The sequence below is a fragment of the Bradyrhizobium sp. LA6.1 genome, from assembly GCF_040547805.1.
Classification (GTDB): Bacteria; Pseudomonadota; Alphaproteobacteria; order Rhizobiales; family Xanthobacteraceae; genus Bradyrhizobium; species Bradyrhizobium barranii.
In genome coordinates this window covers 71,452-97,537 of sequence record NZ_JBEPQK010000013.1, presented here as the reverse complement: position 1 = coordinate 97,537, position 26,086 = coordinate 71,452, and the positions used below count along the sequence as shown (strand labels likewise).

Here is a 26,086-nt window from a genome sequence, read left to right as displayed (position 1 = left end):
GGGGACGCGCGGCAAGCGCGCCCTTTTTTTGTGCCCAAAATCCACTTCGGCGAGAGTTGATGCCCAAACGTACAGACATCACCACCATCCTGATCATCGGCGCTGGTCCCATCGTGATCGGCCAGGCCTGCGAGTTCGACTATTCGGGCACGCAAGCGGTGAAGACGCTGAAGGAAGAGGGCTATCGCATCGTCCTCGTCAATTCCAATCCGGCCACCATCATGACCGATCCGGAATTGGCCGATGCGACCTATATCGAGCCGATCACGCCCGAGATCGTCGCAAAAATCATCGAGAAGGAACGTCACGTCATTCCCGGCGGCTTCGCGCTGCTGCCGACCATGGGCGGACAGACCGCGCTGAACTGCGCGCTGTCGCTGCGCCGGCAGGGCACGCTGGAAAAGTTCGACGTCGAGATGATCGGCGCGACCGCGGATGCGATCGACAAGGCGGAAGACCGTCAGCTGTTCCGCGAGGCCATGACCAAGATTGGACTTGAGACGCCAAAGTCGCGGCTCGCCAACGCGTCCGAGTTGAAGAAGTCCTTCCGCGACAAGCACCGGGCCGAACGCGAGAAGCTGTCGGGTGCCGCCCTCGACGAACACGAACGGCAATGGGTGCTCGGCGAAAGCGACCGCCGCAAGCGCTACCAGGAATATGCGCTCGGCCAGGCGCTGATGGCGCTGTCCGAGATCGGCCTGCCCGCGATCATCCGTCCCTCCTTCACGATGGGCGGCACCGGCGGCGGCATTGCCTACAACAAGGAAGAGTTCCTCGACATCATCGAGCGCGGCCTGGATGCGTCTCCGACCAACGAAGTGCTGATCGAAGAATCCGTGCTCGGCTGGAAAGAGTACGAGATGGAGGTCGTGCGCGACAAGAAAGACAATTGCATCATCGTCTGCTCGATCGAGAACCTCGATCCGATGGGCGTGCACACGGGCGACTCCATCACGGTCGCGCCGGCGCTGACGCTGACCGACAAGGAATACCAGATCATGCGCGACGCCTCGCTGGCGGTGCTGCGCGAGATCGGCGTCGAGACCGGCGGCTCCAACGTGCAGTTCGGCGTCAATCCCGAAGACGGCCGCATGGTCGTGATCGAGATGAATCCGCGCGTGTCGCGGTCGTCCGCACTGGCCTCCAAGGCCACCGGCTTCCCGATCGCCAAGGTCGCAGCCAAGCTCGCGGTCGGCTACACGCTGGACGAGATCGCCAACGACATCACCGGCGGCGCGACGCCGGCCTCGTTCGAGCCGACCATCGACTACGTCGTCACCAAGATTCCGCGCTTCGCCTTCGAGAAATTCCCGGGCGCATCGACCACGCTGACCACGTCGATGAAGTCGGTCGGTGAAGTGATGGCGATCGGCCGTACCTTCCAGGAGAGCCTGCAGAAGGCGCTACGCGGACTCGAGACCGGCCTGACCGGGCTCGACGAGATCGAGATCGAGGGGCTAGGCCAGCACGACGACAAGAACGCGATCCGCGCCGCGCTCGGCACGCCGACGCCGAACCGGCTGCTCCAGGTCGCCCAGGCCATGCGGCTCGGCTGGTCGAACGAGGACATCTTCAACTCCTGCAAGATCGATCCGTGGTTCCTCAGCGAGATGCGCGGCATCGTCGACATGGAGGAGAAGGTCCGGAAGAACGGCTTGCCGGGCAACGCCTTCGGCATGCGCACGCTCAAGGCCATGGGCTTCTCCGATGCGCGGCTTGCCGTGCTGGTGGCGTCGACGGAGGCCGAGGTGACAGCGAAGCGCCACGCGCTCGACGTCCGCCCGGTGTACAAGCGCATCGACACTTGCGCGGCCGAGTTCGCCTCGCCCACCGCCTACATGTATTCGACCTATGAGGCGCTGTTTGCGGGCGCGCCTGCGGACGAGAGCTCGCCGTCGGACAAGAAGAAGGTCATCATCCTCGGCGGCGGGCCCAATAGGATCGGCCAGGGCATCGAGTTCGACTATTGCTGCTGTCACGCCTGCTTCGCACTGCATGACGCCGGCTACGAATCCATCATGGTCAACTGCAACCCCGAGACGGTGTCGACCGACTACGACACCGCCGACCGGCTCTATTTCGAGCCGCTCACCGCCGAGGACGTGCTGGAGATCATCGCGAAGGAGCGCACGAACGGCACGCTGCACGGCGTGATCGTGCAGTTCGGCGGCCAGACCCCGCTCAAGCTGGCGCGCGCGCTGGAAGCCGCCGAAGTGCCGATCCTCGGCACCTCGCCCGACGCCATCGACCTTGCCGAAGACCGCGACCGCTTCAAGCGTGTGCTCGACAAGCTCCGGCTGAAGCAGCCGAAAAACGGCATCGCCTATTCGGTCGAGCAGGCGCGCCTGGTCGCGACCGATCTCGGCCTGCCGCTGGTGGTGCGCCCGTCCTACGTACTCGGCGGCCGCGCGATGCAGATCATCCGCGAGGAGAACCAGCTCAGCGACTATCTGCTCGGCACGCTGCCGGAGCTGGTGCCGGCCGACGTCAAGGCGCGCTACCCGAACGACAAGACCGGGCAGATCAACACCGTGCTCGGCAAGAACCCGCTGCTGTTCGACCGCTATCTCTCAGATGCAACGGAGATCGACGTCGACTGCCTTTGCGACGGCAAGGACACCTTCATCGTCGGCATCATGGAGCACATCGAGGAAGCCGGCATCCATTCCGGCGACAGCGCCTGCTCGCTGCCGCCGCACTCGCTCGATGCCAGGATGATCGAGGAGCTGGAGCGGCAGACGCGTGAGCTGGCGCTCGGCCTCGACGTCGTCGGCCTGATGAATGTGCAGTACGCGATCAAGGACGGCGAGATCTATGTGCTCGAAGTCAATCCGCGCGCCTCGCGCACGGTGCCCTTCGTCGCCAAGGTGGTCGGCACGCCGGTCGCCAAGATCGCGGCGCGCATCATGGCCGGCGAGAAGCTCGCCGACTTCAAGCTGAAGAAGGCGGACTTCAAGCATGTCGGCGTGAAGGAATCGGTGTTTCCGTTCGCCCGCTTCCCCGGCGTCGACACGGTGCTCGGCCCCGAGATGCGCTCGACCGGCGAGGTCATGGGCATCGACAGCTCCTTCGCGATAGCCTTTGCCAAGAGTCAGCTCGGCGGCGGCACGCGGGTGCCGCGCAAGGGCACGGTGTTCGTCTCGGTTCGCGAGAGCGACAAGACGCGCATCGCCGAGGCCGTTCGCGAATTGCATTCGCTCGGCTTCAAGGTGCTGGCGACATCGGGCACGGCGCGCTTCCTGACCGATCAGGGCATCCCGACCGAGAGGGTCAACAAGGTGCTTGAGGGACGGCCGCACATCGTCGATGCCATCACCAATGGCGACGTCCAGCTCGTCCTCAACACCACCGAGGGCCCGCAGGCGCTCGCCGACAGCCGCTCGCTGCGGCGCGCGGCCCTCTTGCATAAAGTGCCGTATTACACCACTCTTTCCGGGGCCGTGGCGGCCGCGCAGGGCATCCGCGCCTATCTGGGCGGGGACCTTGAGGTTCGTACCCTGCAGAGCTACTTTTCGGAAACCTGATCGCTAGCAACGGCGACGCTTCCGCTAAGTGACTGGCAATGAAGCCACAATGGCCGGAGGAACTGTCCGGCCGTTGTGGTTGTTCTGTTCCGGCGCCAGACCCACATAACCGTTCCGGTGGCCGTATATTCAGCCCCGGAAGTACTGACGAATCAAGGTTGCCGCGCCCTGTGTCTTGCCGGGGCGCGCGGCCGAAGGACGAGAGAAGAGATGGAAAAGGTTCCGATGACAGCGGGCGGCTTTGCCGCGCTCGGGGAAGAATTGAAGAAGCGCCAGTCCGAGGACCGTCCGCGCATCATCGAGCATATTGCGGAAGCGCGCTCGCACGGCGACCTGTCGGAGAACGCGGAATATCATGCCGCGAAGGAAGAGCAGTCCCACAATGAGGGCCGCATCGCCGAGCTCGAGGACAAGCTCGCGCGCGCCGACATCATCGATATTTCCAAGCTGTCCGGCGACACCATCAAGTTCGGCGCCACCGTGACGCTGGTCGACGAGGACACCGAGAAGAAGACGGTGTGGCAGATCGTCGGCGAGGTCGAGGCCGACGCCAAGAAGGGCCGCATCTCCATCACCTCGCCGCTCGCGCGCGCGCTGATCGGCAAGAAGAAGGGTTCGACCGTCGAGGTCAACGCCCCCGGCGGCGCCAAGGCGTATGAGATCACCAAGGTAGAGTGGCGGTAAGGATTTGCCGCTAAGCGTGATGATGTTTTGAAAAGGCCGCGCCCTGCGCGGCCTTTTTGTTTCGGGGTATTGCGAGGGCCGTGTGCCTCTCCCCGCAAGAACCGGGAGAGGGAGAAGGCTTACCTTCTCCCCTTCACATCAAGCGGCACGGCCGCCTCGTATTTCGAATTATGCAGCACCAGCGACGTGCGCACGTTACGCACATGGGGTGCGGCGGTGAGGTGCGTCACGAAATCCTGGAAGGTGGCCATGTCCGGCGCGACGCATTTCAGGATGAAATCGACCTCGCCCGACAGCATCCAGCATTCCCGCACCAGGGGCTCGGCGCGGACGAACTCCTCGAAGGCGCGCAAATCGGCCTCGGCCTGGCTGGACAGGTGCACCGCGGCGAATACGGTGACGTCGAAGCCGAGCTTGCGGGCGTCGAGCAGGCCACGATAGCCGTGGATATAGCCCTCCTCCTCCAGCGCGCGGACGCGGCGGAGGCAAGGTGGCGGCGAGATGCCGACGCGCTTGGCCAGCTCGACATTCGTGATTCGACCGTCGGCCTGGACCTCGGTGAGAATTTTCAGGTCGATCTCGTCTAGGTTCCGCGACACGTGATTGGAACTCCTGGCCTTTGCGGCTGTATTGGTGGATTTGACGCAATCCTCATAGCCAGTCCGCAGCAATTGCGCAATTTTATTGCGCGTGCAGCGCAATCGACTTTTGTTCCCTGTTGGAAAAATCCGCCGACAGGGAATGCAATTCTTGCATAGCTCACCAGAAGGCTTAGATTAGCTCTGATATTTCAGCGCTTCCGCGACGCCTCCCGGCACGTTCCGCACCCGCGCTGCAGATCCCCCGTGAAAGGCGTCCGTCAAAATGTCTGCCACTGTTCATGCAAAGGTCGTCATTATTGGCTCCGGCCCCGCCGGCTACACGGCGGCGATCTACGCCGCGCGCGCAATGCTCGAGCCGATCCTGATCCAGGGCATCCAGGCGGGCGGCCAGCTCACCATTACCACCGACGTCGAGAACTATCCGGGCTTCGCCGACGTGATCCAGGGCCCCTGGCTGATGGAGCAGATGGAGAAGCAGGCGGTCCATGTCGGCACCAAGATCGTCTCCGACCTGGTCACCAAGCTGGAGACGATGCAGCGGCCGTTCCGCCTCACCTGCGACAGCGGCGACGTCTATCTCGCCGACAGCGTCATCCTCGCCACCGGCGCGCAAGCGCGCTGGCTCGGGCTCCCGTCGGAAACGAAATTCCAGGGCGGTGGCGTGTCGGCCTGCGCCACCTGCGACGGCTTCTTCTACCGCAACAAGGAAGTCGTGGTGGTCGGCGGCGGCAATACCGCGGTCGAGGAAGCCCTTTACCTCACCAACCATGCCTCGCAGGTCACCATCGTGCATCGCCGCGATCACTTCCGCGCCGAACGCATCCTGCAGGAGCGTCTGTTCAAGCACCCGAAGATCAAGGTGGTCTGGGACTCGGCTGTCGACGAGATCTGCGGCACCGAGAACCCGAACAAGGTCACCCATGTGCGACTGAAGAACGTCAAGACCGGTACGCTCACGGACGTGAAGACCGACGGTGTCTTCATCGCCATTGGGCACGCGCCGGCGACCGAGCTCGTGAAGGACCAGGTCAAGCTGAAACGGTCGGGCTATGTCGAGGTCGCCCCGAACTCGACCGCCACATCGGTGCCCGGCCTGTTCGCCGCCGGCGACGTCGCCGACGAGACCTATCGTCAGGCCGTGACGGCTGCCGGCCTCGGCTGCATGGCAGCTCTCGAAGCCGAACGTTTCCTGGCCCTGCGCGCCAGCGAGCGCGCTGCAGCGGAATAAAGATCATGCCTCGAACACGCGACGGATTTACGGATATGGATTGGGACAAGCTGAAGGTGTTTCACGCGGCGGCGGAAGCGGGCAGCTTCACGCATGCGGGCGAGCAGCTCGGCCTGTCGCAATCGGCGGTGTCCCGCCAGGTCTCGGCGCTGGAGCAGGAGCTCTCGGTCTCGCTGTTCCACCGCCACGCCCGCGGCCTGATCCTCACCGAGCAGGGCGACCTGCTCTTCCGCACCGCGCATGACGTGTTCATGCAGCTGCAGGCGGCGCGCGCCAAGCTGACCGACAGCCGCGAGCGGCCGAGCGGCGATCTCAAGATCACCACCACGCCCGGCGTCGGCATCAACTGGCTGATCCCGCGGCTCGGCGAGTTCACTGCGCTCTATCCGGAGATCCGGATCTCGCTGATCGTCACCGACGAGGAGCTCGACCTGTCGATGCGCGAGGCGGACGTCGCGATCCGCACCCGCAAGCCGACGCAGCCGGATCTCATCCAGCGCAAGCTGTTCGCGATGGGCTTCCACGCCTATTGCTCGCCGGATTACATCAAGCGCTTCGGCACGCCGCGCACGCTCGAGGAGCTCGACTCCCACCGCATCATCACGCTCTCCGACGGCAACTTCGCGCCGCATCTTCAGAACCGCAACTGGCTGGTCGAAGCCGGCCGCAACGGCTCTGGTCCGCGCGAGGCCTATTTCAGAGTGAACAACATCCTCGGCCTTGTCCGCGCCTGTCAGCAGGGCCTCGGCATCGCGGCGCTGCCGGACTATCTGATCGAGGAACAGAGCCGCCTGGTGCAGCTGTTCGGAGAATCGGATTCGATCCAGCTCGACACTTATTTCGTCTATCCCGAGGAGTTGAAGACGGTCGCGCGTGTGCAGGTGTTCCGCGACTTCGTGGTGAGCAAGGCGCAGCGCTGGCCGTCCTGATTTCCGCATGTCTGACATGCGACCTGAACGGTTGCTGCATGGCGCTCGGCAAGCCCATAATGTTTCTACCTGAGCCTTCGCGTTGCGCATTTGTCCCCCTCCTCCAGTGGCGCGGGAGTTCAGTAATCCCTCTTGGAAGGTGATTGTGTCGGCCTCACGTGGCCAATACCTTAAGCCGGGCTCGCTTGAGCCCGGCTTTTTTTCTGTCCCATCGGGTTTCACGTTCCGCGTGTATTGACAGTTCCACGTACACCCCGCATCATTTGCGAATGATCACGAAGTCGTGCGCAATCTCGTTCAAGGCAGTCGCCTCGAAAAAAGGCCCCCATCCGGGGACCTCGGATTTTTGCGCGCGCTAACACAGCTTCGTCATCGCAAGCAAATCCCGAAACCCCGCCACCTGGACGGGGTTTTTTCATGTGCCCTCCGTCTCAGGTTTTTTTCCCGAGAAGGAGATGGAACATGACCGGTCTACAAGATCATCTGCACGGACTCTGGCTGCCGCTGGTGACGCCGTTTCGCGACGGCGCTCTCGACGAGAGGTCGCTGCGGCGGCTGACGCGACATTACAGCGGACAGGCCGTCGACGGCTTCATCCTGGGGGCGACCTCCGGCGAAGGCATGACGCTGCGCGCGGCCGAGCTCGAGCGCCTCGTCGCCATCGTGCGCGACGAGATAGCGGCGGGGCGTCGCACGCTGCCGATCTGCCTTGGACTGTCAGGCGCGGACACCTCGCGGCTGAAGGAACGCCTCGACGAGACCGCGGACTGGCCGATCGACGGTTATCTGATCGCGAGCCCCTATTATGTGCGGCCCTCGCAGCGCGGGCTGCTGGCTCATTTCGAAGCCCTTGCCGATCACGCCGCGTGGCCGATCGCGCTCTACAACATCCCCTATCGCACCTCGGTGAACATCACCAACCAGACGCTGCTGCGGCTTGCCGAACATCGGAACATCGTCGGGCTGAAGGATTGCGGCGCGAACCGCGAGCAATCCATCGCGCTCCTGCGCGACAGGCCGAAGGGCTTTCGCGTGCTCACCGGCGAGGACGCGAACTACCTTGAGGCGCTCACCGACGGCGCCGATGGCGGCATCGTGCTGTCCGCCCATGTCGAGACCGCGACGTTTGCGGCCGTGTATGCCGAGGTGAAGCGAGGCAACCACGACGCGGCGCAGGCGCGCTGGCACGAGGTCGCCGAGCTGACGCGCCTGTTGTTCACCGAGCCGAGCCCGGCGCCGGCGAAGTACTGGCTGTGGCGGTGCGGCCTGATCGACAGCCCCGAAGTGCGCCTGCCGATGGTCGAAGTGAGCAGCGAGCTCGCAGCCCAGATCGACCGTGAGATCGAGCGACGGATGAAAGTCGCCGCGTAGCGCCTCCGCTTCCTCTCTTCACACGCACGCCGCCACCCCCTTCTCCCCGTGCGGGAGAGGGAAGGCAGCGTCGTGTCCGCTCGACACCATCTCAATCCGGAAAAGAGATCGACCTATGGACATTCGTCAATGGCGCGATGCGCTGAAGGCGGCATGGGAACGCGTTTCATATGCGAGCGAGTTATCCGACTGGTTGCGGCGCGATATCGGATTGACCGCGGATGAGGTGAAATCGCGCGCGGACTACATCGACGAGATCAGAAGGAAATACAGTGAGTGGGTTTAGCGGCGGCGCGAGTCCTTCACCCTCCCCCTCCAGGGGAGGGTAAGAACGTGCCCCGTGCTTAACCCTACGCGCGCATCGCGCCGGCATGGTTAATCCGTGGTAGCACCTGTGTTCGAATGCGCCCGAAATTGCGACCCGGAATGTTAAAACATCGCGGCTATCACTGGCGCCCATAAGCGAAGAAATCGCGGGGGCGTTTTGTGAATATCCAGAATGAAGTGGCGTCGCATTACGACGCCGGACAGCAGAGCTTTACCACCGAGGACATTCTCTGGGCCGCCGGCATCTGGTCGGTGATCCTGACGCTGTCGCCGGTCATCGTGTTCTACATGCTGATGGTGGCGTAACGCATCTCCACCGGGCCAAAACGCAAAACGCGCGGACTTCCGCGCGCTTTCCGTCCGGGGAATGATTAATGAAAATTATGCCGCCTGCTTGTGCATTGCGCCGGATGCCGACGCCGTGCCGCGAATAGCCTTCACTGAACGCTCGATCGCCGCCCACAGCCTTGCGATTTCCTGGGCCGCACGGCTCTCGGCCTGATACTCGCGCGCGCCTTCGCCGTGGCTGAGCGCCATCAGCAAATCCGAACGGTTGGTGATCTGGCCGCCCCACACCGGCGCGCGGAATTTCGCCAGCGCCTCGCGGGCGATGGTGACGATCGGGCTTTCGGACTCGTCGCGGCGCGCCGGTGCGCCGTTGAGCACGACCGCGTAGGGCTTGCGCGCCGCACGGCACATCTGGATGGTTTCCTGCACCGCGTTGACGTCGAACACGCCGGGGCGTGCCGGAATGACCACCATGGTCGCGTTCTTGATCGCGTCGTCGACGACGGCCGAGAGATTCGGCGGCGTGTCGATCAACACCCATTCATAACCGTCGCGCTTGGCAGCGGAGACGATGCCGCTGACCGAGTTCACCGCAGCCTTGATCGGCGGCTCGTTGGTGCCACGCAGCTTGTGCCACAGCGTGAGCGAGCCCTGCGGATCCGCGTCCACGAGCATCACCTGCTTGCTCGCCTTGATCTGCGCGGCGAGATGTGCGGCCAGGGTACTCTTGCCCGAGCCGCCTTTACGCGATGCAAAAACAATTACGTTCATACCTCTGGCCTCCAGATTGACCCCAGATCACGAAAATGAATCACCGCGCTGATTCGGGAAAGAAAAATTTACCGGCAGTTGCCTCAGAGCCACGAAATAACAAGACGTGTTGGCTTTTGAGTCACACTGCTTCGCGCGACCAGGATACCAATCGCAACGAAACGCCCTTCACGCCGGCAATCCCACGCTTTTTCGGCAGCAACGCGGAAAAACGGAATGCAACCTCGCCGCGCAAACCCTCTCGCGACTCTTTTCCGTCGAACGCGCTGGTAATTGTCGCAGGCGTCCGCACGGCGAGGCGAACAAAAGGAGTCCGGAGGCTGGCGCGCAGCTGATGCCGGCAACACACATGCAGGGGACACCGACGCGAAGACGCTTCGCGCTGTTGCCCTGACATGACGAGCTTCAAGGAAAGAACGCTAGCCCCGCGCTCAGCTTTCGCTGGATTTCTTCTTCTTGGCCGCCTTCTGCGAAGGCTTGGTGCTCTTCTTGGCCGTCGGCTTACCGGCGCGGGCCTCGCCGGGCTCGGGTCCCTGGCGGAAGAACACTTTGCACTGCGGCGAGAGCTGCGCCTTCTTCTGGATCATGCAGGCGGTGATGGCATCGACGTTCGGAACGAACTCGCCACACAGCCGCATCGCATCCGGCGAGCAGGCCTGCTGCTCCTCCTGCGTGTAGGCGAAGCCGGCGCCGGGATGGACCAGGACGGCGAGCGCAATGCCCGAGATCGCAGCAGCCAAGGATTTCTTAAAACGGAGCGCCGGCATCGATCCCCCCACATGTCGAGTCGGAGGGAATAGTGGGTGAACGGCCGTTCGTTGGCAACGAGGCGGAAGCGAAAACGGCCACCTGTGCGCTCCGGGCAACAGGCCGGTCGGCCCGGCTTCTCCACTGTCGTCACCCGCGAAAGCGGGTGACCCAGTATTCCAGAGACGCCCGAAGTCCCTCGAGGAGCTGCGGCGTACTGGATCCCCCGCTTCCGCGGGGGATGACAGCTGTGTGTGAGGAAAGACTACCGCTAAGCCTTTGGCAGGGCTGGCGAGATCGGGTCCGCGCGCGGCTTCAGCTTCGGTCCAACAAAAAAACGCGAAAACAACCCCATGCACAGTAGCCAGGCCACGGCGGTCATTTACGGATTTTACGAAATCGATTTGACTCGTCGGGCAAAACAGCGGCATGATGGCATCATCGAGAACGTGGGGTGGTCGTGTGATGTCCCCGTGAGATGAGGGGCGCATGGCCACAGTGTTGATCGTCGCGCCGGTGTTCGCCCTGATCGCGGCCGGCTACGCGTCGGTGCTGTTTCGCTTCGTCTCCGAGACCGCGCACAAGGGCATCTCCGAATTCGCCTTCAGCATCGCGATCCCGGCGCTGCTGTTCCGCACCATCGTCGTGTCGGAATTCCCCGATGTCAGCCCCTGGCGGATGTGGGGCGCCTATTACGGCGCGCTCGCCATCACCTGGATCGCGGCGCTGGCGCTCTCGGCATGCTTGCGCGAACGGCGCGAGGACCGCGAGGACGGCGTCGTGTTCGCGATCGGCTCGGTCTACGGCAACATCGTGATGCTCGGCATTCCCCTCGTGCTCTCGGCGCTCGGCAACGAGGCCGCAGGCCCGATGTCGCTGATCCTTTCGGTGAACACGCCGCTGCTCTGGCTCTGCGGCATCCTGCAGATGGAGCTTGTCAGCCGCAAGCGGACAGGCTCGGTCCTGTCGGTGATCCGGCCCGTGCTCGCCGATCTCGCGCGCAATCCGCTGATGCTGGCGATCGGTTTTGGCGTGGTCTGGCGTTTTACGGGACTCGGGCTCAACCCCGTCGTCGACAGGACGATCGAGCTGCTCGCGCAGGCGGGATCGCCGGCGGCGCTGATCGCTCTCGGCATCAACCTGTTTCGGTTCGAGGTCAAAGGCGAGATGCTGAGCGTCGCCGCGATGAGCGCGCTCAAGCTGCTGGCGATGCCGGCGGTGGCGTTCGTGCTGGCCAAGCTGCTCGGTTTGCCTCCGGTCGCAGCCGGCGTCATCGTGCTGTTCGCGGCGATGCCGACCGGCGCCAACGCGTACATCTTCGCGGCGCAGTATCAGCGGCTGGTGAACCCGGTGTCGGGCGCGGTGGCACTGGGGACGCTGCTGGCGGCGGTGACGTTGCCGGTGGTGGTGATGATCGTGGCGGGGGTGAGGTAGCGAGACGAGCGGTCACGCGGTCATCCCGGTTGATCCGTGCGAGGAGCTGACCTCCGCAAGCGCAGGATCAAACGTATCGCCAGCCAGAGCATCAGAACGACGAGCACGAAGGCGGCAACCGGCGCAGCCAGGGCAAGAAGCGATACGAGGAGTGCACCGCCCAGTTCGGCGGTCGCAACGGTTGAGTTGCCGAGGCCAGCCGTCAGGACTGTCGATTTGGCCCGCACGGCCGCGGTGACGCCATGCACGATGCCGGCCGCGCCGCCACCCGCGACGATGGCGGCCGTCCATTTCATCATCGGTGGAAGATCTGCCATGGTCGCCGCCGACAGGATGGCTCCGGCGATCACGGCGACAGGCGCGGCGATGACATCGAGTAAATTGTCCACGCCGGGAATGAAATACGCACCAACCTCCAGGAGCGCGGCCACGCCAAGCATGAGCATTGCAGCAGGTGTTCCAAGCCATGCGAAACCGTCGCCCAAAGGAAGCGAACCCGAGTAAGCGGCCACGCTGGCAACCAGCATCGGCAGGAACACCCGGAAGCCCGTCGCGGCCGCAAGACCGACACCGAGCGCAATCGACAACGCGAGATCGGAGTTCGACATGAGACCTCCAACGATTGTTGCGCTCGAATTTCCTCGAAGGTTAGCGTGATGCGGCCGAGGTCATCGGGGCGAGTGCGGCCATCGACGCAGATCGCAATGCGCAATCAGGCTACATCGCAGAGGATGATCAAACCAAGCCAGAAATGTTGACGCAGCCGATCACGCTGCGCATTTCTTCCGCTTCGAGATCAAAGACGAGGAGCATCGCAGTGATGGGCGCGCTCAAGCTTCTGGCGACGCCGGCAGTCGCGTTCGTGCTCGCAAAGCTGCTCAACCTGCCGCCGCTAGCGGCCGGCGTGGTCGTGCTGTTCGCGGCGATGCCGACCGGCGCCAACGCCTACATCTTCGCGGCCCAGTATCAGCGGCTGGTGAACCCGGTGTCGGGCGCGGTGGCGCTGGGAACGCTGCGGGCGGCGGCGACGTTGCCAATGGTGGTGATGGTGGTGGCCAGGTCAGCCCCCGTTTAATTTTGCCTTTGCACGCAAAGGTAGCTATCCTGCGATGATACCCATAGCAGGAGGCGGATATGGGACATCGCGAGGAAATGCTCGACGTGATCAAGCGCGCTTACGCCGCGCGCGGTGATGGTGACGCGGCAGGCCTGGTGGCCGCTTTTCATCCCGAGGGCCTGTTCAACCTGGTGGGCGACAAAAGCGCACTGCACCTGACAGGAAGCGTGCAGGGGCACGAGCCACTGCGTGGCGCCTTCGGTCAATTCATTGACCATTTCGACTTCGAAAAGCGCGAGATCCTGAGCGAATTGGTTGAAGGGAATTGTGCCGCAATACGGTCCCGCCTTGTCATCCGATACCGTCCAAGCGGGAAAGTCTTCAGCACGGAGGTCCTGGACCTCTTCAAATTTCAGGATGGCAAGATCATTGAGCTGATTGAATTCGCGGACACTGCGCAAGTCAAGGCCATCGTCTCCTGACGCGCGATGAGACGGGATTGGATCGCGCGTTGAGGAGGGCGTGAGGCCTTCGTGCTCGCAAAGCGCCTGAACTGGCGTCGCTGTGCTGTTCGTAGCCATGCCGACGGGCGCGAACGCGTACATCTTCGCGGCCCAGTATCAGCGGCTGGTGAACCCGGTGTCGGGCGCGGTGGCGCTGGGGACGCTGCGGGCGTTGACGTTGCCGGAATTACTGTGACAGTACACAAAAATTATACCGCTTGATGTCGCGGAGTTTCGTGCACTGTCACCGTAATTCCGGTCGCCTCATCAAGACGTCGAGCTATGCACTTTCTAAAGCCTCGTCACTTCTTCGTTTGCTAGATACCTCTGCGAGCCAAGCATCATTGCCGGCTTTAAGCCCTTCTCCCCAAACAAAGACCCAAAGCCCCGGAGCGTCTCCCACCATCAGGGGTATCGTCCGTACGTGACCGGTCTGTTCCATGATCTCTTCCCATTTCTCTTGAATGTCTCGCCAAATTCCGACGGTCATCCGTTGTTGTGAGTACCAATGTAGAAGCATTTTCTTGGACACTTCGGCGCATCCGACGTCTGCGACCCGCTCTAGAACGTTCAACAACTGATTGGCATGTCGGGCCAGCATTTAAAGATCCTCTTGTTTTGTTAATCCTATATTGCCTGAATAACATGATATTATTTATTTAGTTGTCACTATTTGGTGAGTGCAAACTTAAATCCGTCACCGCATTCTTCCATCTGGACTCGACTATTGTTCTCTATTTGTTCTAATCTCCGCCATGGGCAAAGAGCGAATGGCGGGCTGGCGGATGTACTCAAGAAAGCAGATCGACAAGCTGGCTGGCATCGCTCAGCAGCAGCGGAAGGCGTCGGCGCCCGACCCCGCCCCCTCCGATCCAATTCCCGATACCATGTGGCAATCGCTCCTGGACGACCCGCGCGCGGCCGACAGGCCAAAGCAGCCGATCCATCAATGCCGCCTCGCTGACATCAAGCGCCATATCCGAAGCTGAGCTTCCCAGCGCACCCCATACAAGCGCTCATAGTCGTCGCGCACATCGGCCGGGATACCTTTTCGAGCGATAAAGCCGCCACCCTTCGCTCGAACTAACTCAACCATCCGCAATGCCATTTGTAGCGCCTTTTGTATTCTAGGCGGCGCAAATACATCAGGCCTATCAGTAAGTTGCTGGGAAAGCGGACTTATCCGCAACGGTGGTACAGTTGGGTGGGCTCGAACCACCGACCTCCTGTTCCCACAGACAGCGCCGAAGGGTCGACACGGGTTCGCTCAACTGTCAATCACAGGAGGCCTGCCACACGCAAAAGCCGCCAAGGTCTCCCTCGACGGCTCGTGCCGTTGCGTTTGCGTAGAGGTACTGTGTCGAGCGGTGCTCGAACGCAGCCCGTACTCGCTCTTATTGGACGCACGCGACCTTCAATGAGGGCCGGTGGGTGCGTTGCCAGTGTGCCGGGCCAACGATCCCCGATCCCTATGAGATGTGACTGGCGGCGATGCTCTTCAAGCGAGCACTGCTGTCCCATTCGATGAAATGGCAAAGCGCGTTTTCAATTGAGCACACTTCGATCATCATCAGCAATCAAGGTCAGCAACTGATCCACCACAACCCGGATACACGTTTCGAAACTCGTATCGGTGATGATTTCGCCGAGGGCGGAAGGGGTCTAGCGGCCTTAAAACGTGCGCCCGGCGTTCTACATGCTAGGCCTTCCGGAGCTAGGTCGGAGGGACCACTCTCGCTGCATCTCAAGGAAAACGGCCCGCCAACGGGTCACCGTCTTCGGCGCCGGCTTTGTTGCAAGCACGAAAGCCTCAAAAAGCTCCCAGCAACTCACACTGGGCGAGCGCGGCGCCCCGTCTGCGAACGGCGGGAAGGTATCGGGCCTCTCGTCACGGGCGTAGTCGCCATTCGCGCGCTTCTCCAATAGCTGGATTGCGGGCAACAGATTGTCGCTGACAGCGTCCACGAACAGCGCATGCGCGGTAAGGTTCAACGCCTTCCCCTCGTTGGCGAGGAAGGTTGCGACCCGCGCCAATTCGGCAATCTGCGGCCTCACGGCTTCCCGCACCTCTGGGTCATATTGCCAATCTGCGTGAGGGTCGGACCCTGGATCCTCTTCGTACTCGTCAGGCGCCTCTGGGCGGATCATATTCCACACGACGTGATCGCTGAAGTCCCGCCAGTACTTTGGCTTCCCTGGATCGGCCTCGTGCTGCTTCACGAACCAGTTGTACCAACGGCCCGCAAGCGCGATTGCGTTGAGCTTGGTGAGTGGTTGACCCTCGCCATTCCTTTGGGCTCGCAGGGTCGCGATGCGGGTTTCGACCTCGGCCTCCCACTCTCCGAGGCGGGCCTTGGCTTCGTGCTTAGGCGTACCGGCCGGAAGCTTGAGGTGCGCCTCGCGCTTGTGCCCATAGAGCCGTTGGTAGTCCTCGCGTACGTCCTCGGGGATGCCCTTACGGGCGAACCACCGACCATCTGCGGCTCGATTCAACGCGACCATTCGGAACGCCATTTGTGCAGCCTTTTGTATTTTAGGCGGCGCAAATCCTGCTGGTCTATCAGTAAGATGCTGGGAACGCGGTGTTATCCGCAATCTTGGTACAGTTGGGTGGGCTCGAACCACCGACCTCCTGTTCCACAGACAGGCGCTCTAACCAACTGAGCTACAACTGCATCCTTGCGAGCCGCCTTGGGCGCCTGGACGGGCCGTCGACCTAAGGGGGGCTGGACGGGGCGGAAACTAGGTGCAACGGGCGTTTTTGGCAAGGCCGCAAAACCCGAGAATCGCGCTTCCGACGAGGTTATTTCCAAAGCAAAACCCGGGCTCTAGGCCCGGGTTTCTCAATTTGAACGACCCGGCCTGATCAGGCGGCGGGCTTGTAGAACTTCGAGGCAGAGGCCTTGATCGGCTCGGCGGTCTCGGCGGCGACGCGCTGGGCGAGCTCGACCAGCTCCTTGGCCTGGGACTGGAAGGTCTCGAGCTGGGTGCGGGTGTGGCCGGTCCACAGCTCCAGCGCTTCCGCCGGCGACTTGAGGCCGAACAGCTGCTGGGCGAAGTCCAGCTGGGAGCTGGTGTTGGCCTTCATGAACTCCACCAGCTTGGCGGTGTACTCGCTCGCGCCCTTGTTGGCGGAGGTGAACACGGCCTCGACGGTGCCGTTGTGGGTCTCGGCCGCGTCCTTGAACTTGGCGTAGCTCTCGCGGGCCTGCGACACGCCCTTTTCGGCGAACGCACGCATCTGCTCGGGAACCTCGAACGGAATGATCGAGGCAGAAAACGGATCAGTCGCACCTGTCATGATGTCCCTCACGATAAAGAAAAAATGGAGTGAGCCTTCTGGCGCGCCCGCCGGCCCCGACCTAGGCCTCAAATTCAGCGGGAACGAACACTGGAACGCGATACAAAAAGATGGCTCGCCCAGCGCCCATCACTATCGCCGCCTAAGATGTCAACATTGTGCAACGCAAACGTGATCCGGGCTGCGCCGCGAAATTTAATCGCGGTCAGGATGATGGTTCCGCCTGAGGGAACCCTGGGTTGAGGTAGTCGGGTGCCGGAAATTTGGTGACGGCGGCTGCCCTCCCCTGGAGGGGTCGAGACGAGCGGAGCTCGCTCGGGGGTCGATCGCGCGCAGCGCGAGCGGGGTGGGGTGATCCACTCGGGCACCGCATCTGCGGAGAGGCTGTCAGCCCACCTCGGTTCGCATTGCGCTTCGCTGCATGCGAACCGATCCTCCCCCTCCAGGGGAGGATGGGCAGCTGTGATGCCGCGCCAGCGTGCTCTTTCGGCAAAATCTCAGTGCTTCGGCTTGGCCGTATCCATCGGCGCGCGGCTGGCGCGCGAATCCTGCGGATGCCGCCGGGCTGCGGCTTGCGGGGGCGGCTACATTAAGGTTATCGCGGCTTTAGGCTTGGCCGTGTAGACCGGAGCCGTGGACCTGCCCGCGCCTGCGCGCGATACTAACCCTTTCTTAAGGCTGTCATTCCGGCAGCCTTGCACCCTGATGCTGACAAGCGAGACTTGAAGCCGGTCGGATGACGAGTTCGGATTTCCAGTTGCGAGGCGTGGGCGATCCCCGGCTGGCCGTGCACGCGACCTCTCCGTTGCCCGCCTGGCTCTGGTCGATCGACGGCACGCGCGTGCTCTGGGCCAATCCGGTCGGCGCAAGGCTGTTCGGCGCGGCCCATGGCACAGCGCTCGCGGACAGGACCTTCGGCCCCGCGGACAGCCATCGCCGCCAGGTCGCCCGGCTCGCGCGCCGGCTGTCGCCGAACGGGGCGATCAGGCTGGAACGGCTGCAAGGCTTCGGCGCCCGCTTGGGCATGCTGATGACCTGCGCCTGCGCCCGTCTCGACTTCGCCGACGGAAGCTCCGGCGTGCTCGTCACCGCGATGGATCCGACGCTGCGCTCCATGCCGCTGGTCGAACGCCTGCATCGTCTCGTCGAGGGCGCCAGGGTGCCGATGGCGGCGTTCGCGCCCGACGGCCTGTTCGTCGGCGCCAGCGAAGCCGCCCGCTCCCTGCTCGGCTTCCGCGATCTCGGCGATGCCGGTCTCGACCAGGCCCGCAGCGATGCGCTGGCGAAAGGCCGCGCCGAGACGCCGATCGGCATCGGCCAGATGGTGCTGCAACGGGTCGGCGTCGGCGCCGATGTCGGCCTGGTCGCGCTGATCGAGCCTGCCGCCCGGCAGGCGGCGCCCGCTGCCGAAGAGACCATCGCGCGCGAACAAAATGCTCAGCCCGCGCCTGACGCTCCGCCGGTCCCTCCGGCCGCGATGCCGGACCATGCGCAGCCTGCGCTGTCGAACGAGGCCGCATCCGAAATCGCGCTGTTCGACGCCTTCGCCGAGCCGGTCGAAACGCCGGCTCCGACCGAGACTGCCCCGCCAACAGAGACGGTCGCGGACGCGCACGCCGCGAGCGACGCGATGCCGGAGGTCGTCACGATCCCGGAGGCGGCCGAACAGCCTGTCCAGGAAACGGTCAGCGAAGCGATCGACGCCGCGCCCAAAACTCCGGTTGAAAACCCGCGAGAGGCCATTGTGTCGCCGCAGGCCGCGCCGATCACCTCACACATGGTCGAACCGCCGCCAGCGGAGCCGTCCGCACCGCGTCAGCATCCGCTGCGCTTCCTGTGGCAGGTGGATGCAGAGGGGCGCTTTGTGCTCGCAACCAGCGAGTTCATCCACCTGATCGGCGCGCACACCGCCGCCGGCTTCGGCCGCCCCTGGCGCGAGATTGCCGATGAATTTGCGCTCGATCCTGACGGCCGCGTGGCGCAGGCGCTTGCAAGCCACGACACCTGGGCCGGAATCACCGTGAACTGGCCGGCCGATGGCGGCGAGCATCTGCCGGTCGAGCTCGCGGGCCTGCCGGTCTACGACCGCGAGCGCAATTTCGCGGGCTTCAGGGGCTTTGGCGTCTGCCGCGATCTCGACGGACTGAACCGGCTCGATGCGCTCAGGCGCTTTGAGCGGCTCGCCGCGCCGCCCGCACAGCACGGCCTCTCCGCCGACGTCGTTGATCCCGAGCCGGAGCCCGTGGCGGAGGCACCGCCTCCGCCGAGCGAGCCGCCCGCACCTGAGCCTGAGCCTGAGCCGACACCTGAACCCGAACTGCCCGAACCCGTAGCCGACGCGAATTCACACCCAACCGATCCGGAAACACCAGTGGAAACGCCTCCCAATGTCGTGCCGTTCCGCCCGCCCGGCGATGCGCGATCGCCGACGCTGACTCCGGTCGAGAACAGCGCGTTCAACGAGCTTGCCCGGCAATTGTCCGAGCGCCTCGAACGCGAGCGCGAGACGATCGCCGCCGTTACGGCCGAGCCGCCGACGGCGGAAACCACGCCCGAACCTCCGATGCCGGAGCCCGAGGCGCCGCAGGCGCCGGCCGAATGGCTGACCGAACCGGCGCCGCCCGCGCAGGGCCACAGCGTGCGCGACCGCGCGCTGCTCGATCTGCTGCCGACGGGCATTTTGATCTACCGGCTCGACCGGCTGCTCTACGCCAACCCCGCCTTCCTCGCGCGCATGGGCTATTCCAGCCTGGGCGCGCTCGAGGATGCCGGCGGGCTCGATGCGCTCTACGTCGAGCCCGGCGTATCGTCGGCGAGCAGCACGTCGCAAGCCGGCACGCCGGTGACGATCAGCGCGACGGTGGCGAACGGCGAAGAGCCGCTTCCGACCACCGAAGCGCATCTGCACACGATCGATTGGGACGGCGCGAGCGCGCATGCGCTGATCTGCGCGCTGCCGCAAGCGGCGCCCGTCGTTGCTGCGCCTGCTGTCGCGCCACGTGTTGTCGTCGAACCCGTCGTCGCGGAATCCTTCCCCTATGCGCCCGAGCTCGAGCCCGAGGCCGGCGATGCCGACGCCGAGGATCTCGCCGCGATCCTCGACACCACCGCCGAGGGCATCGTCATGTTCGATGCCGAAGGCAACATCCACGCCTGCAACCGCAGCGCTGAAGCGCTATTCGGCTATGACGGCGAAGCGCTGAGGCAGCGGAACCTGGTGACGCTGTTCGCGCCGGAGAGCCAGCATGTCGTGATCGACTATCTCGAAAACCTCAAGAGCCAGGACATCGCGAGCCTGCTCGACCACGGCCGCGAGGTGCTGGGGCGCGAAAAGAAGGGCGGCGTCATTCCGCTCGCCATGATCATGGGCCGCACCAGGCCCGACGGCCCGAACTTCTTCGCCGTGTTCCGCGACCTCTCGCAGAGCAAGAAGGGCGAGAGCGAGCTGAAGAACGCCCGCCGTCTCGCCGACGGCGCGGCGAATGCCAAGGCCGACATGCTGGCGCGGATCAGCCACGAGATCCGCACGCCGCTCAACGCCATCATCGGCTTCGCCGAGGTGATGATCTCCGAACGCTTCGGCACGCTCGGCAACGAGCGCTACGGCGAATACATGAAGGACATCCGCGCCTCCGGTGAGCGCGTCATCACCATCATCAACGATCTCCTGGAGCTGTCGCGGATCGAGACCGGCAAGCTCGATCTCAATTTCGCCAACCTCAACCTCAACGATCTCGTCGAAGCCTGCGTCACGGTGATGCAGCCGCAGGCCAACCGCGAGCGCATCATCATCCGCACCTCGCTCGGGCATGCGCTGCCGCAGGTGAGCGCGGACGCGCGCGCGATGCGGCAGATCACCATGAACCTGATCTCGAACTCGATCCGGCTCGCCAGCGCCGGCGGACAGGTCATCGTCTCCACAGCGCTCACCGACCGCGGCGAGATTGCCCTGCGCATCCGCGACACCGGCCACGGCCTGAGCGAGCGCGAGGTCGCCGCCGCGATGGAGCCGTTCCGCACGCCACCGCCCGGCGATGCCGCGGACAGTTCGGCGCTGAGCCTGTCACTGACCAAGGCCCTGGTCGAAGCCAACCGCGCCCGGTTCAACATCAAGAGCGCGGGCAATTCCGGCACGCTGATCGAGGTGGTGTTCGCACCGGTGGCGGTGGGGGCGTAGCGGCGGCGGAACAGCTACGTAGCCGAGGTGAGCGAAGCGATACCCGGGAAGGTCCCGCATATCGCTCCGCGCATGCGGGCTACGCAGACGTGATCGTGGGGTCACCGAACCATCTCGCCGCCGCCTGAGCAGCCTCCTTATCGTCGGATATGCCGTCACTGGCCCACGCGACGAAGCCATCGGGACGCAGCAGCACGGCGCTCAGACCCAGCCGATCCCTCGCCTCGCTCGCGACATAGGTGATCCGGTCGCCCCAGCGACTTGCCAGCGCCTGAAGCGGTGAACGCGCGTCGAAATCCAGCAGCAGGCCTTTCGACGTCCTGAGGCGTTCTCCAACCGTCGTCCCGTCGCGCAACTCGAAATCCGGCGCGCTCCGTCCCATCAGCGGATGGCTGTCACCGAGATCGTAGCGGAGCGAAACGCCGCGCACGCGCTCGGCGAAATAGGTGGCACCGTCGCGGGTCTCGACGAGATCGCGAATGATGGCCTGAAGTGCGCGGGCGCTCGGCGTCGGCCGCATGATCGCGACCTGCGCGCGCGACCAGTCGAGGATTTGCGCGCCCACAGGATGCCGCTCGCGCGAATAGCTGTCGAGGAGATCGGCCGGTGCTTGCCTGCGGATCGTCGCCGCCAGTTTCCAGCCCAGGTTCATCGCATCGCCGAGACCGAGATTGAGGCCCTGGCCGCCCAGCGGCGAATGGATGTGAGCAGCGTCGCCCGCGAGGAGCACCCGCCCTCTGCGATACGTGGTTGCCTGATGGGCCCGATCCGTCCAGGTGGCGGCGAGCCGAAGCGCCGTGACGGTGACGTCGGTGCAGGAGACGCGACGCAGGACGCTCTGCACATGCTCGCGCGTGATCGGCTCGGTCCGGTGGAAAGCTCCGCCGTCGAAATCGACCATCGCGATCGTCCCGGGCTGCGTATAGGTATACATGCCGGCGAGCGTGTAGTTGCGGCCCTGGCGAAGCCTGTCCGGATCGGCCAGCTCGACATCGATGGAATAGCCCGTGAACTCGGGGTCGGTGCCGACGAAGTCAAAGCCGCCAGTCTTGCGTACCGCGCTGCGGGCGCCGTCGCATCCGACAAGCCAGCGTGCCCGGAAGGTCTCGCCGGCCGCCTGCACTGTCACGTCTTCGCTCGAGGCGACAACGGCATTCACGCCAAAACCGCGCCGGATCTCGACGCCCATGCTGCATGCGCGCGCAGCCAGAACGGATTCGAGCGTTTCCATATCGACGGCAAGGTTGGCATCGGCCGACGTTGGCAGACGCCAGGACCACTTCGTGACATCGATGTTGTCCTGATAGAACTGGATGCCGGCGAAATGACCCGCGGGCCGTCGCGTCTGCTGCATCCAGTGGGCTGCGTTCTTGATCGCGCCTGAGGCAAGCTGCTGCGCGGCCACGATCTGTTCCAGCAGGCCGCGCCGGTGAAAGGCCTCGAGTGTGGGGATCGAAAGACCGCGCAGGCCAAACGGGAGTTGCTTCAGGGCCGAATGCGGATCTTGCGATTGCTCCAGCACCAGAACCTGGAGACCAGCGAGCCGCAACTCGCACGCGAGAAACAGGCCGACGGGACCGGCACCGGCAATGACGACGTCGTATGGATTCGAAGATTGATCGTGCATGGGACGCTCCTGAGGTCGATGTTCGACCGGAGCGTTCCCTGGGCTTGAGAATCACACGGACGAACGATTGGGCGCCCTGGTGGCGTCCGATGTTCGTCGCGGGGATCTCGTGCACAAGGCCAAAGACCAGAGCTTTCGTTACCGAAAGGATTTGGGCTTACCAGACCAAATCTGCCTTTTCCGACACGAGCTGTATAGTTTCGTGACGATCGATCCGCAACGAAAAAGGCACGGCGCTTGCGGCGCCGTGCCTTTCACATTCATGTGGCTTATCTCAGCTGTAGATCTCGAACAGGCCGGCGCCGCCCTGGCCGCCGCCAATGCACATGGTCACGACGCCCCACTTGGCCTTGCGGCGCGCACCTTCCTGGAGGATGTGGCCGGTGAGACGCGCGCCGGTCATGCCGAAGGGATGACCGATCGCGATCGAGCCGCCGTTGACGTTGTACTTGGCGGGATCGATGCCGAGCTTGTCGCGCGAGTAGAGGCACTGGCTGGCGAAGGCCTCGTTGAGCTCCCAAATATCGATGTCGTCGATCTTCAGGCCGGTGCGCTTCAGCAGCTTCGGGATCGCGAACACCGGGCCGATGCCCATCTCGTCGGGCTCGCAGCCGGCCGTCGCCCAGGCGACGAAGCGGCCGAGCGGCTTGAGGCCGCGCTTCTCGGCATCCTTGGCTTCCATCAGCACCACGGCGGCGGCGCCGTCCGAGAGCTGGCTGGCATTGCCGGCGGTGACGAACTTGCCGGGACCCTTCACCGGCTCGAGTTTTGCCAATCCTTCCAGCGTGGTTTCAGGGCGATTGCATTCATCGCGATCGACGACGTAATCGACGATGCTCTCGGCCTTGGTCGCCTTGTCAACGACCTTCATTTTGGTCTTCATCGGGACGATCTCGTCCTTGAACTTGCCCGCTTGCTGGGCTGCGGCCATGCGGCGCTGCGATTCCAGCGAGAACTCGTCCTGGTATTCGCGGCTGAGCTTGTAGCGCTCGGCGACGATGTCGGCGGTGTCGATCATCGCCATGAAGATATCGGGCGCGACCTTGAGCAGCTCCGGATCGATCGATTCCTTCGGCGAGCCGCCGCCCGGGATCGAGATGCTCTCGACGCCGCCGGCAACGATGCAGTCGGCGCCGTCGGAGCGGATCGAGTTGGCGGCCATCGCGATGGTCTGCAGCCCCGACGAGCAGAAGCGGTTCACGGAGACGCCGGCCGTGGTCGTCGGCAGGCCGGCGAGCAGCGCGGCCTGACGGCCGATGTTCGGCGCGCCATGAGCGCAATTGCCGAGATAGCAATCCTCGACATAGTCCTTCTCGACGCCGGCGCGGTCGACCGCGTGATGAATGGCATGCGCGGCCAGCGACATCGGCGGCGTGATGTTGAACCCGCCGCGGCCGGACTTGGCGAGGCCCGTGCGTGCATAGGAAACGATGACGGCTTCACGCATTGTCTTCTCCCTTTTCGAACGATTTTGAACGGAGCGTCCTGGGCGCCATTGGTACACAAAGTTCGACTGGCTTGGGAGAAATAAAGCGGGCCGCAGCATCAACAAAAACGCCGCCCTCTCGGGAGGGCGGCGTGGTTGTTCCGCAGGTCGGAATATATGACGGTCGTCATTCCGTGGCGCGCGCACCGCTCTATCCACTCGTCATGCCCGGGCTTGTCCCGGGCATCCACGTCTTTCCGCGCGCAAGGCAAGGCGTGGATGGCCGGGTCAAGCCCGGCCATGACGGCAAGTGGTGAGAGCGCGATTAAAACGTCAGTGCCTTGACCTGCTTGACCTGCGGCAGGGCCTGCACCTTGGCGAGCAGATCGGGTGGCACGACGCCGTCGACCTCGATCAGCGCGATGGCATCGGAGCCTGGCGCGACGCGGCCGAGATGGAAGGTCGCGATGTTGATCTTGGCGTCACCCAGCAGGCTCGCGAACTTGCCGATGAAACCCGGCTTGTCCTCGTTGGTCACGTAGATCATCGACTTGCCGAACTCGGCGTCGACGCGGATGCCCTTGACGTCGACGAGGCGCGGCTTGCCGTCATGATACACGGTGCCGGAGACCGAGCGCTCCTGGCGCTCCGTCGCCACCGTGACGGTAATCAGGCTCTCATAGTCGCTCTGGGCAGCGCGCACGATCTCGTCCACCACCATGCCTCGCTCCTTGGCGACGACCGGAGCGGACACCACGTTGACCTCCCCCAGCATCGGCCGCAGCAGGCCCGACAGCACGGCCGAGGTGATCGCCTTGATCTTCATCTCGGCGACGTGGCCCTCATAGGTGATCTGCACCTTGAGGATGCCGGATTCGGTCAGCTGGCCGGCGAACGAGCCGAGCTTCTCGGCGAGCGAGATGAACGGCTTCAGCTTCGGCGCCTCTTCCGCCGTGATCGACGGGAAGTTGACGGCGTTCGAGATCGCGCCGGTGAGCAGGTAATCCGACATCTGCTCGGCGACCTGGAGCGCGACGTTCTCCTGCGCTTCCGTGGTGGAGGCGCCGAGATGCGGCGTGCAGATCACGTTGGGATGGCCGAACAGCACGTTCGCGTTGGCGGGCTCCTCGACGAAGACGTCGAAGGCGGCGCCTGCAATGTGCTTTGAATTCAGCGCATCGACCACCGCCTGCTCGTCGACGAGGCCGCCGCGGGCGCAGTTGATCAGGCGCACGCCCTTCTTCATCTTGGCGATCGCGGATGCGTCGATAATGTTCTTGGTCTTGTCGGTGAGCGGGGTGTGCAGCGTGATGAAATCGGCGCGCTTCAAGAGATCGTCGAGCTCGACCTTCTCGACACCGATGTCCTTGGCGCGCTCCGGCGACAGGAACGGATCGAAGGCGACGACCTTCATGCGCAGGCCGAGCGCGCGGTCGGCGACGATCGAGCCGATGTTGCCGCAGCCGACGACGCCGAGCACCTTGCCGGTGATCTCCACGCCCATGAAGCGGTTCTTCTCCCACTTGCCGGCCTGGGTCGAAGCGTCGGCCTGCGGGATCTCGCGGGCGAGCGCCAGCATCAGCGTGATTGCGTGCTCGGCGGTCGTGATCGAATTGCCGAACGGCGTGTTCATCACGATGATGCCCTTGGCCGTGGCGGCGGGAATCTCGACATTGTCGACGCCGATGCCGGCGCGGCCGATCACCTTGAGGTTGGTCGCCTTCTCGAGGATCTTGGCGGTCGCCTTGGTCGCGGAGCGGATCGCGAGACCATCGTAATTGCCGATGATCTCGGCAAGCTTGTCCTTGTCCTTGCCGAGATTGGGCTGGAAGTCGACCTCGACGCCGCGATCCCTGAAGATCTGCACGGCAGCGGGAGAGAGCGCGTCGGAAATGAGAACTTTGGGTTTGGTCATGGGGATGATCCTTCGCCTTCCCTAACGGGAGGATCGGCCTGCGACGGCCGGAATTGAGTGAAGAAGCTTTGTCTTCCCGCTCTCCCCGTTCTTACGGGGGGAGGGTTGGGGTGAGCGGCAGCCACAGGCGAAGGTGCAAGCGGAGAGAGCCCCTCACCCGGACTGCTGCTGGACG

The 26,086-nt window shown here is 63.9% G+C and carries 24 protein-coding genes and 1 tRNA gene; 14 read left to right on the top strand and 11 right to left on the bottom strand.

Annotation, left to right across the window (positions count from 1 at the left end):
- Positions 1–59: 59 nt before the first annotated feature.
- Entirely contained in the window at positions 60–3,524 is a 3,465-nt protein-coding gene (gene carB / locus ABIB99_RS28160; RefSeq protein ID WP_354178526.1) for a carbamoyl-phosphate synthase large subunit, read from the top strand.
- Positions 3,525–3,734: 210 nt separating this feature from the next.
- Positions 3,735–4,208: a transcription elongation factor GreA gene (greA, locus tag ABIB99_RS28155; RefSeq protein WP_007596674.1), complete on the top strand. Its 474-nt coding sequence runs from the start codon at positions 3,735–3,737 to the stop codon at positions 4,206–4,208.
- A gap of 119 nt (positions 4,209–4,327) precedes the next feature.
- Here greA and ABIB99_RS28150 read toward each other — a convergent pair whose 3' ends face one another.
- The gene (locus tag ABIB99_RS28150) at positions 4,328–4,807 is read right to left on the bottom strand and encodes an Lrp/AsnC family transcriptional regulator (RefSeq protein WP_028150670.1); all 480 of its coding nucleotides are present in this window, start codon (positions 4,805–4,807) and stop codon (positions 4,328–4,330) included.
- A 265-nt stretch (positions 4,808–5,072) separates the two neighbouring features.
- On the opposite strand from ABIB99_RS28150, the gene trxB reads away from it, so the two are divergent.
- From trxB to ABIB99_RS28125, 5 genes are all read left to right on the top strand, one after another.
- Complete coding sequence (gene trxB, locus ABIB99_RS28145; protein WP_354178522.1) at positions 5,073–6,038, top strand: thioredoxin-disulfide reductase; 966 nt, start codon at positions 5,073–5,075, stop codon at positions 6,036–6,038.
- 5 nt (positions 6,039–6,043) lie between these two features.
- Positions 6,044–6,967: a LysR family transcriptional regulator gene (locus ABIB99_RS28140; RefSeq protein WP_027534296.1), complete on the top strand. Its 924-nt coding sequence runs from the start codon at positions 6,044–6,046 to the stop codon at positions 6,965–6,967.
- 462 nt (positions 6,968–7,429) lie between these two features.
- Entirely contained in the window at positions 7,430–8,338 is a 909-nt protein-coding gene (locus ABIB99_RS28135) for a 4-hydroxy-tetrahydrodipicolinate synthase family protein (protein WP_354178520.1), read from the top strand.
- Positions 8,339–8,453: 115 nt separating this feature from the next.
- Positions 8,454–8,624 carry a hypothetical protein gene (locus tag ABIB99_RS28130; RefSeq protein ID WP_161495798.1) on the top strand — a complete coding sequence of 57 codons (171 nt, stop codon included), beginning with the start codon at positions 8,454–8,456 and terminating at the stop codon, positions 8,622–8,624.
- A 200-nt stretch (positions 8,625–8,824) separates the two neighbouring features.
- A complete protein-coding gene (locus tag ABIB99_RS28125; protein ID WP_014492080.1) occupies positions 8,825–8,971 on the top strand; it encodes a hypothetical protein in 147 nt (48 codons plus the stop codon).
- Between the two features lie 75 nt (positions 8,972–9,046).
- Here the strand turns inward: ABIB99_RS28125 and ABIB99_RS28120 are convergent, their stop codons facing one another.
- Entirely contained in the window at positions 9,047–9,724 is a 678-nt protein-coding gene (locus ABIB99_RS28120; protein WP_028150667.1) for an AAA family ATPase, read from the bottom strand.
- A 431-nt stretch (positions 9,725–10,155) separates the two neighbouring features.
- Positions 10,156–10,491, bottom strand: coding sequence for a hypothetical protein (locus tag ABIB99_RS28115; RefSeq protein ID WP_354178516.1), 336 nt, complete (start codon positions 10,489–10,491; stop codon positions 10,156–10,158).
- 469 nt (positions 10,492–10,960) lie between these two features.
- Here ABIB99_RS28115 and ABIB99_RS28110 point away from each other — a divergent pair, with 469 nt between their 5' ends.
- Complete coding sequence (locus tag ABIB99_RS28110; RefSeq protein ID WP_354178514.1) at positions 10,961–11,905, top strand: AEC family transporter; 945 nt, start codon at positions 10,961–10,963, stop codon at positions 11,903–11,905.
- A gap of 20 nt (positions 11,906–11,925) precedes the next feature.
- Here ABIB99_RS28110 and ABIB99_RS28105 read toward each other — a convergent pair whose 3' ends face one another.
- Complete coding sequence (locus ABIB99_RS28105) at positions 11,926–12,513, bottom strand: DUF4126 domain-containing protein (protein WP_354178512.1); 588 nt, start codon at positions 12,511–12,513, stop codon at positions 11,926–11,928.
- A 143-nt stretch (positions 12,514–12,656) separates the two neighbouring features.
- Between ABIB99_RS28105 and ABIB99_RS28100 the strand changes: the two genes are divergently transcribed.
- From ABIB99_RS28100 to ABIB99_RS28090, 3 genes are all read left to right on the top strand, one after another.
- Positions 12,657–12,980, top strand: coding sequence for an AEC family transporter (locus tag ABIB99_RS28100; RefSeq protein ID WP_502917514.1), 324 nt, complete (start codon positions 12,657–12,659; stop codon positions 12,978–12,980).
- 59 nt (positions 12,981–13,039) lie between these two features.
- Complete coding sequence (locus ABIB99_RS28095) at positions 13,040–13,444, top strand: nuclear transport factor 2 family protein (protein ID WP_354178508.1); 405 nt, start codon at positions 13,040–13,042, stop codon at positions 13,442–13,444.
- Between the two features lie 82 nt (positions 13,445–13,526).
- Positions 13,527–13,661 (top strand): hypothetical protein, encoded by a 135-nt coding sequence (locus ABIB99_RS28090; RefSeq protein ID WP_354178506.1) that lies wholly within the window; start codon positions 13,527–13,529, stop codon positions 13,659–13,661.
- 84 nt (positions 13,662–13,745) lie between these two features.
- Here the strand turns inward: ABIB99_RS28090 and ABIB99_RS28085 are convergent, their stop codons facing one another.
- Positions 13,746–14,066 carry a hypothetical protein gene (locus ABIB99_RS28085; RefSeq protein ID WP_354178504.1) on the bottom strand — a complete coding sequence of 107 codons (321 nt, stop codon included), beginning with the start codon at positions 14,064–14,066 and terminating at the stop codon, positions 13,746–13,748.
- 169 nt (positions 14,067–14,235) lie between these two features.
- On the opposite strand from ABIB99_RS28085, the gene ABIB99_RS28080 reads away from it, so the two are divergent.
- On the top strand, positions 14,236–14,454 hold the full coding sequence (locus tag ABIB99_RS28080) for a hypothetical protein (RefSeq protein ID WP_354178502.1): 219 nt from the start codon (positions 14,236–14,238) through the stop codon (positions 14,452–14,454).
- A 703-nt stretch (positions 14,455–15,157) separates the two neighbouring features.
- Here ABIB99_RS28080 and ABIB99_RS28075 read toward each other — a convergent pair.
- The 3 genes from ABIB99_RS28075 to ABIB99_RS28065 all read right to left on the bottom strand — a co-directional run bounded on the left by ABIB99_RS28075 (position 15,158) and on the right by ABIB99_RS28065 (position 16,766).
- Positions 15,158–15,967, bottom strand: a complete 810-nt coding sequence (locus tag ABIB99_RS28075; protein ID WP_354178500.1) for a hypothetical protein — start codon at positions 15,965–15,967, stop codon at positions 15,158–15,160.
- Positions 15,968–16,063: 96 nt separating this feature from the next.
- Positions 16,064–16,140 (bottom strand) — tRNA-His (locus ABIB99_RS28070).
- 191 nt (positions 16,141–16,331) lie between these two features.
- A complete protein-coding gene (locus tag ABIB99_RS28065) occupies positions 16,332–16,766 on the bottom strand; it encodes a phasin (RefSeq protein WP_028151800.1) in 435 nt (144 codons plus the stop codon).
- A 736-nt stretch (positions 16,767–17,502) separates the two neighbouring features.
- Between ABIB99_RS28065 and ABIB99_RS28060 the strand changes: the two genes are divergently transcribed.
- Entirely contained in the window at positions 17,503–20,943 is a 3,441-nt protein-coding gene (locus ABIB99_RS28060) for a PAS domain-containing protein (protein ID WP_354178497.1), read from the top strand.
- 79 nt (positions 20,944–21,022) lie between these two features.
- Here ABIB99_RS28060 and ABIB99_RS28055 read toward each other — a convergent pair whose 3' ends face one another.
- Positions 21,023–22,570, bottom strand: a complete 1,548-nt coding sequence (locus ABIB99_RS28055; protein WP_354178495.1) for an FAD-dependent monooxygenase — start codon at positions 22,568–22,570, stop codon at positions 21,023–21,025.
- A gap of 274 nt (positions 22,571–22,844) precedes the next feature.
- Entirely contained in the window at positions 22,845–24,017 is a 1,173-nt protein-coding gene (locus tag ABIB99_RS28050) for a thiolase family protein (protein WP_354178492.1), read from the bottom strand.
- A 131-nt stretch (positions 24,018–24,148) separates the two neighbouring features.
- On the opposite strand from ABIB99_RS28050, the gene ABIB99_RS28045 reads away from it, so the two are divergent.
- Positions 24,149–24,313, top strand: a complete 165-nt coding sequence (locus ABIB99_RS28045) for a hypothetical protein (protein ID WP_166051347.1) — start codon at positions 24,149–24,151, stop codon at positions 24,311–24,313.
- Between the two features lie 8 nt (positions 24,314–24,321).
- On the opposite strand, the gene serA is transcribed toward ABIB99_RS28045, so the two are convergent.
- The gene (gene serA, locus ABIB99_RS28040) at positions 24,322–25,911 is read right to left on the bottom strand and encodes a phosphoglycerate dehydrogenase (RefSeq protein WP_354178488.1); all 1,590 of its coding nucleotides are present in this window, start codon (positions 25,909–25,911) and stop codon (positions 24,322–24,324) included.
- Positions 25,912–26,086 lie beyond the last annotated feature (175 nt).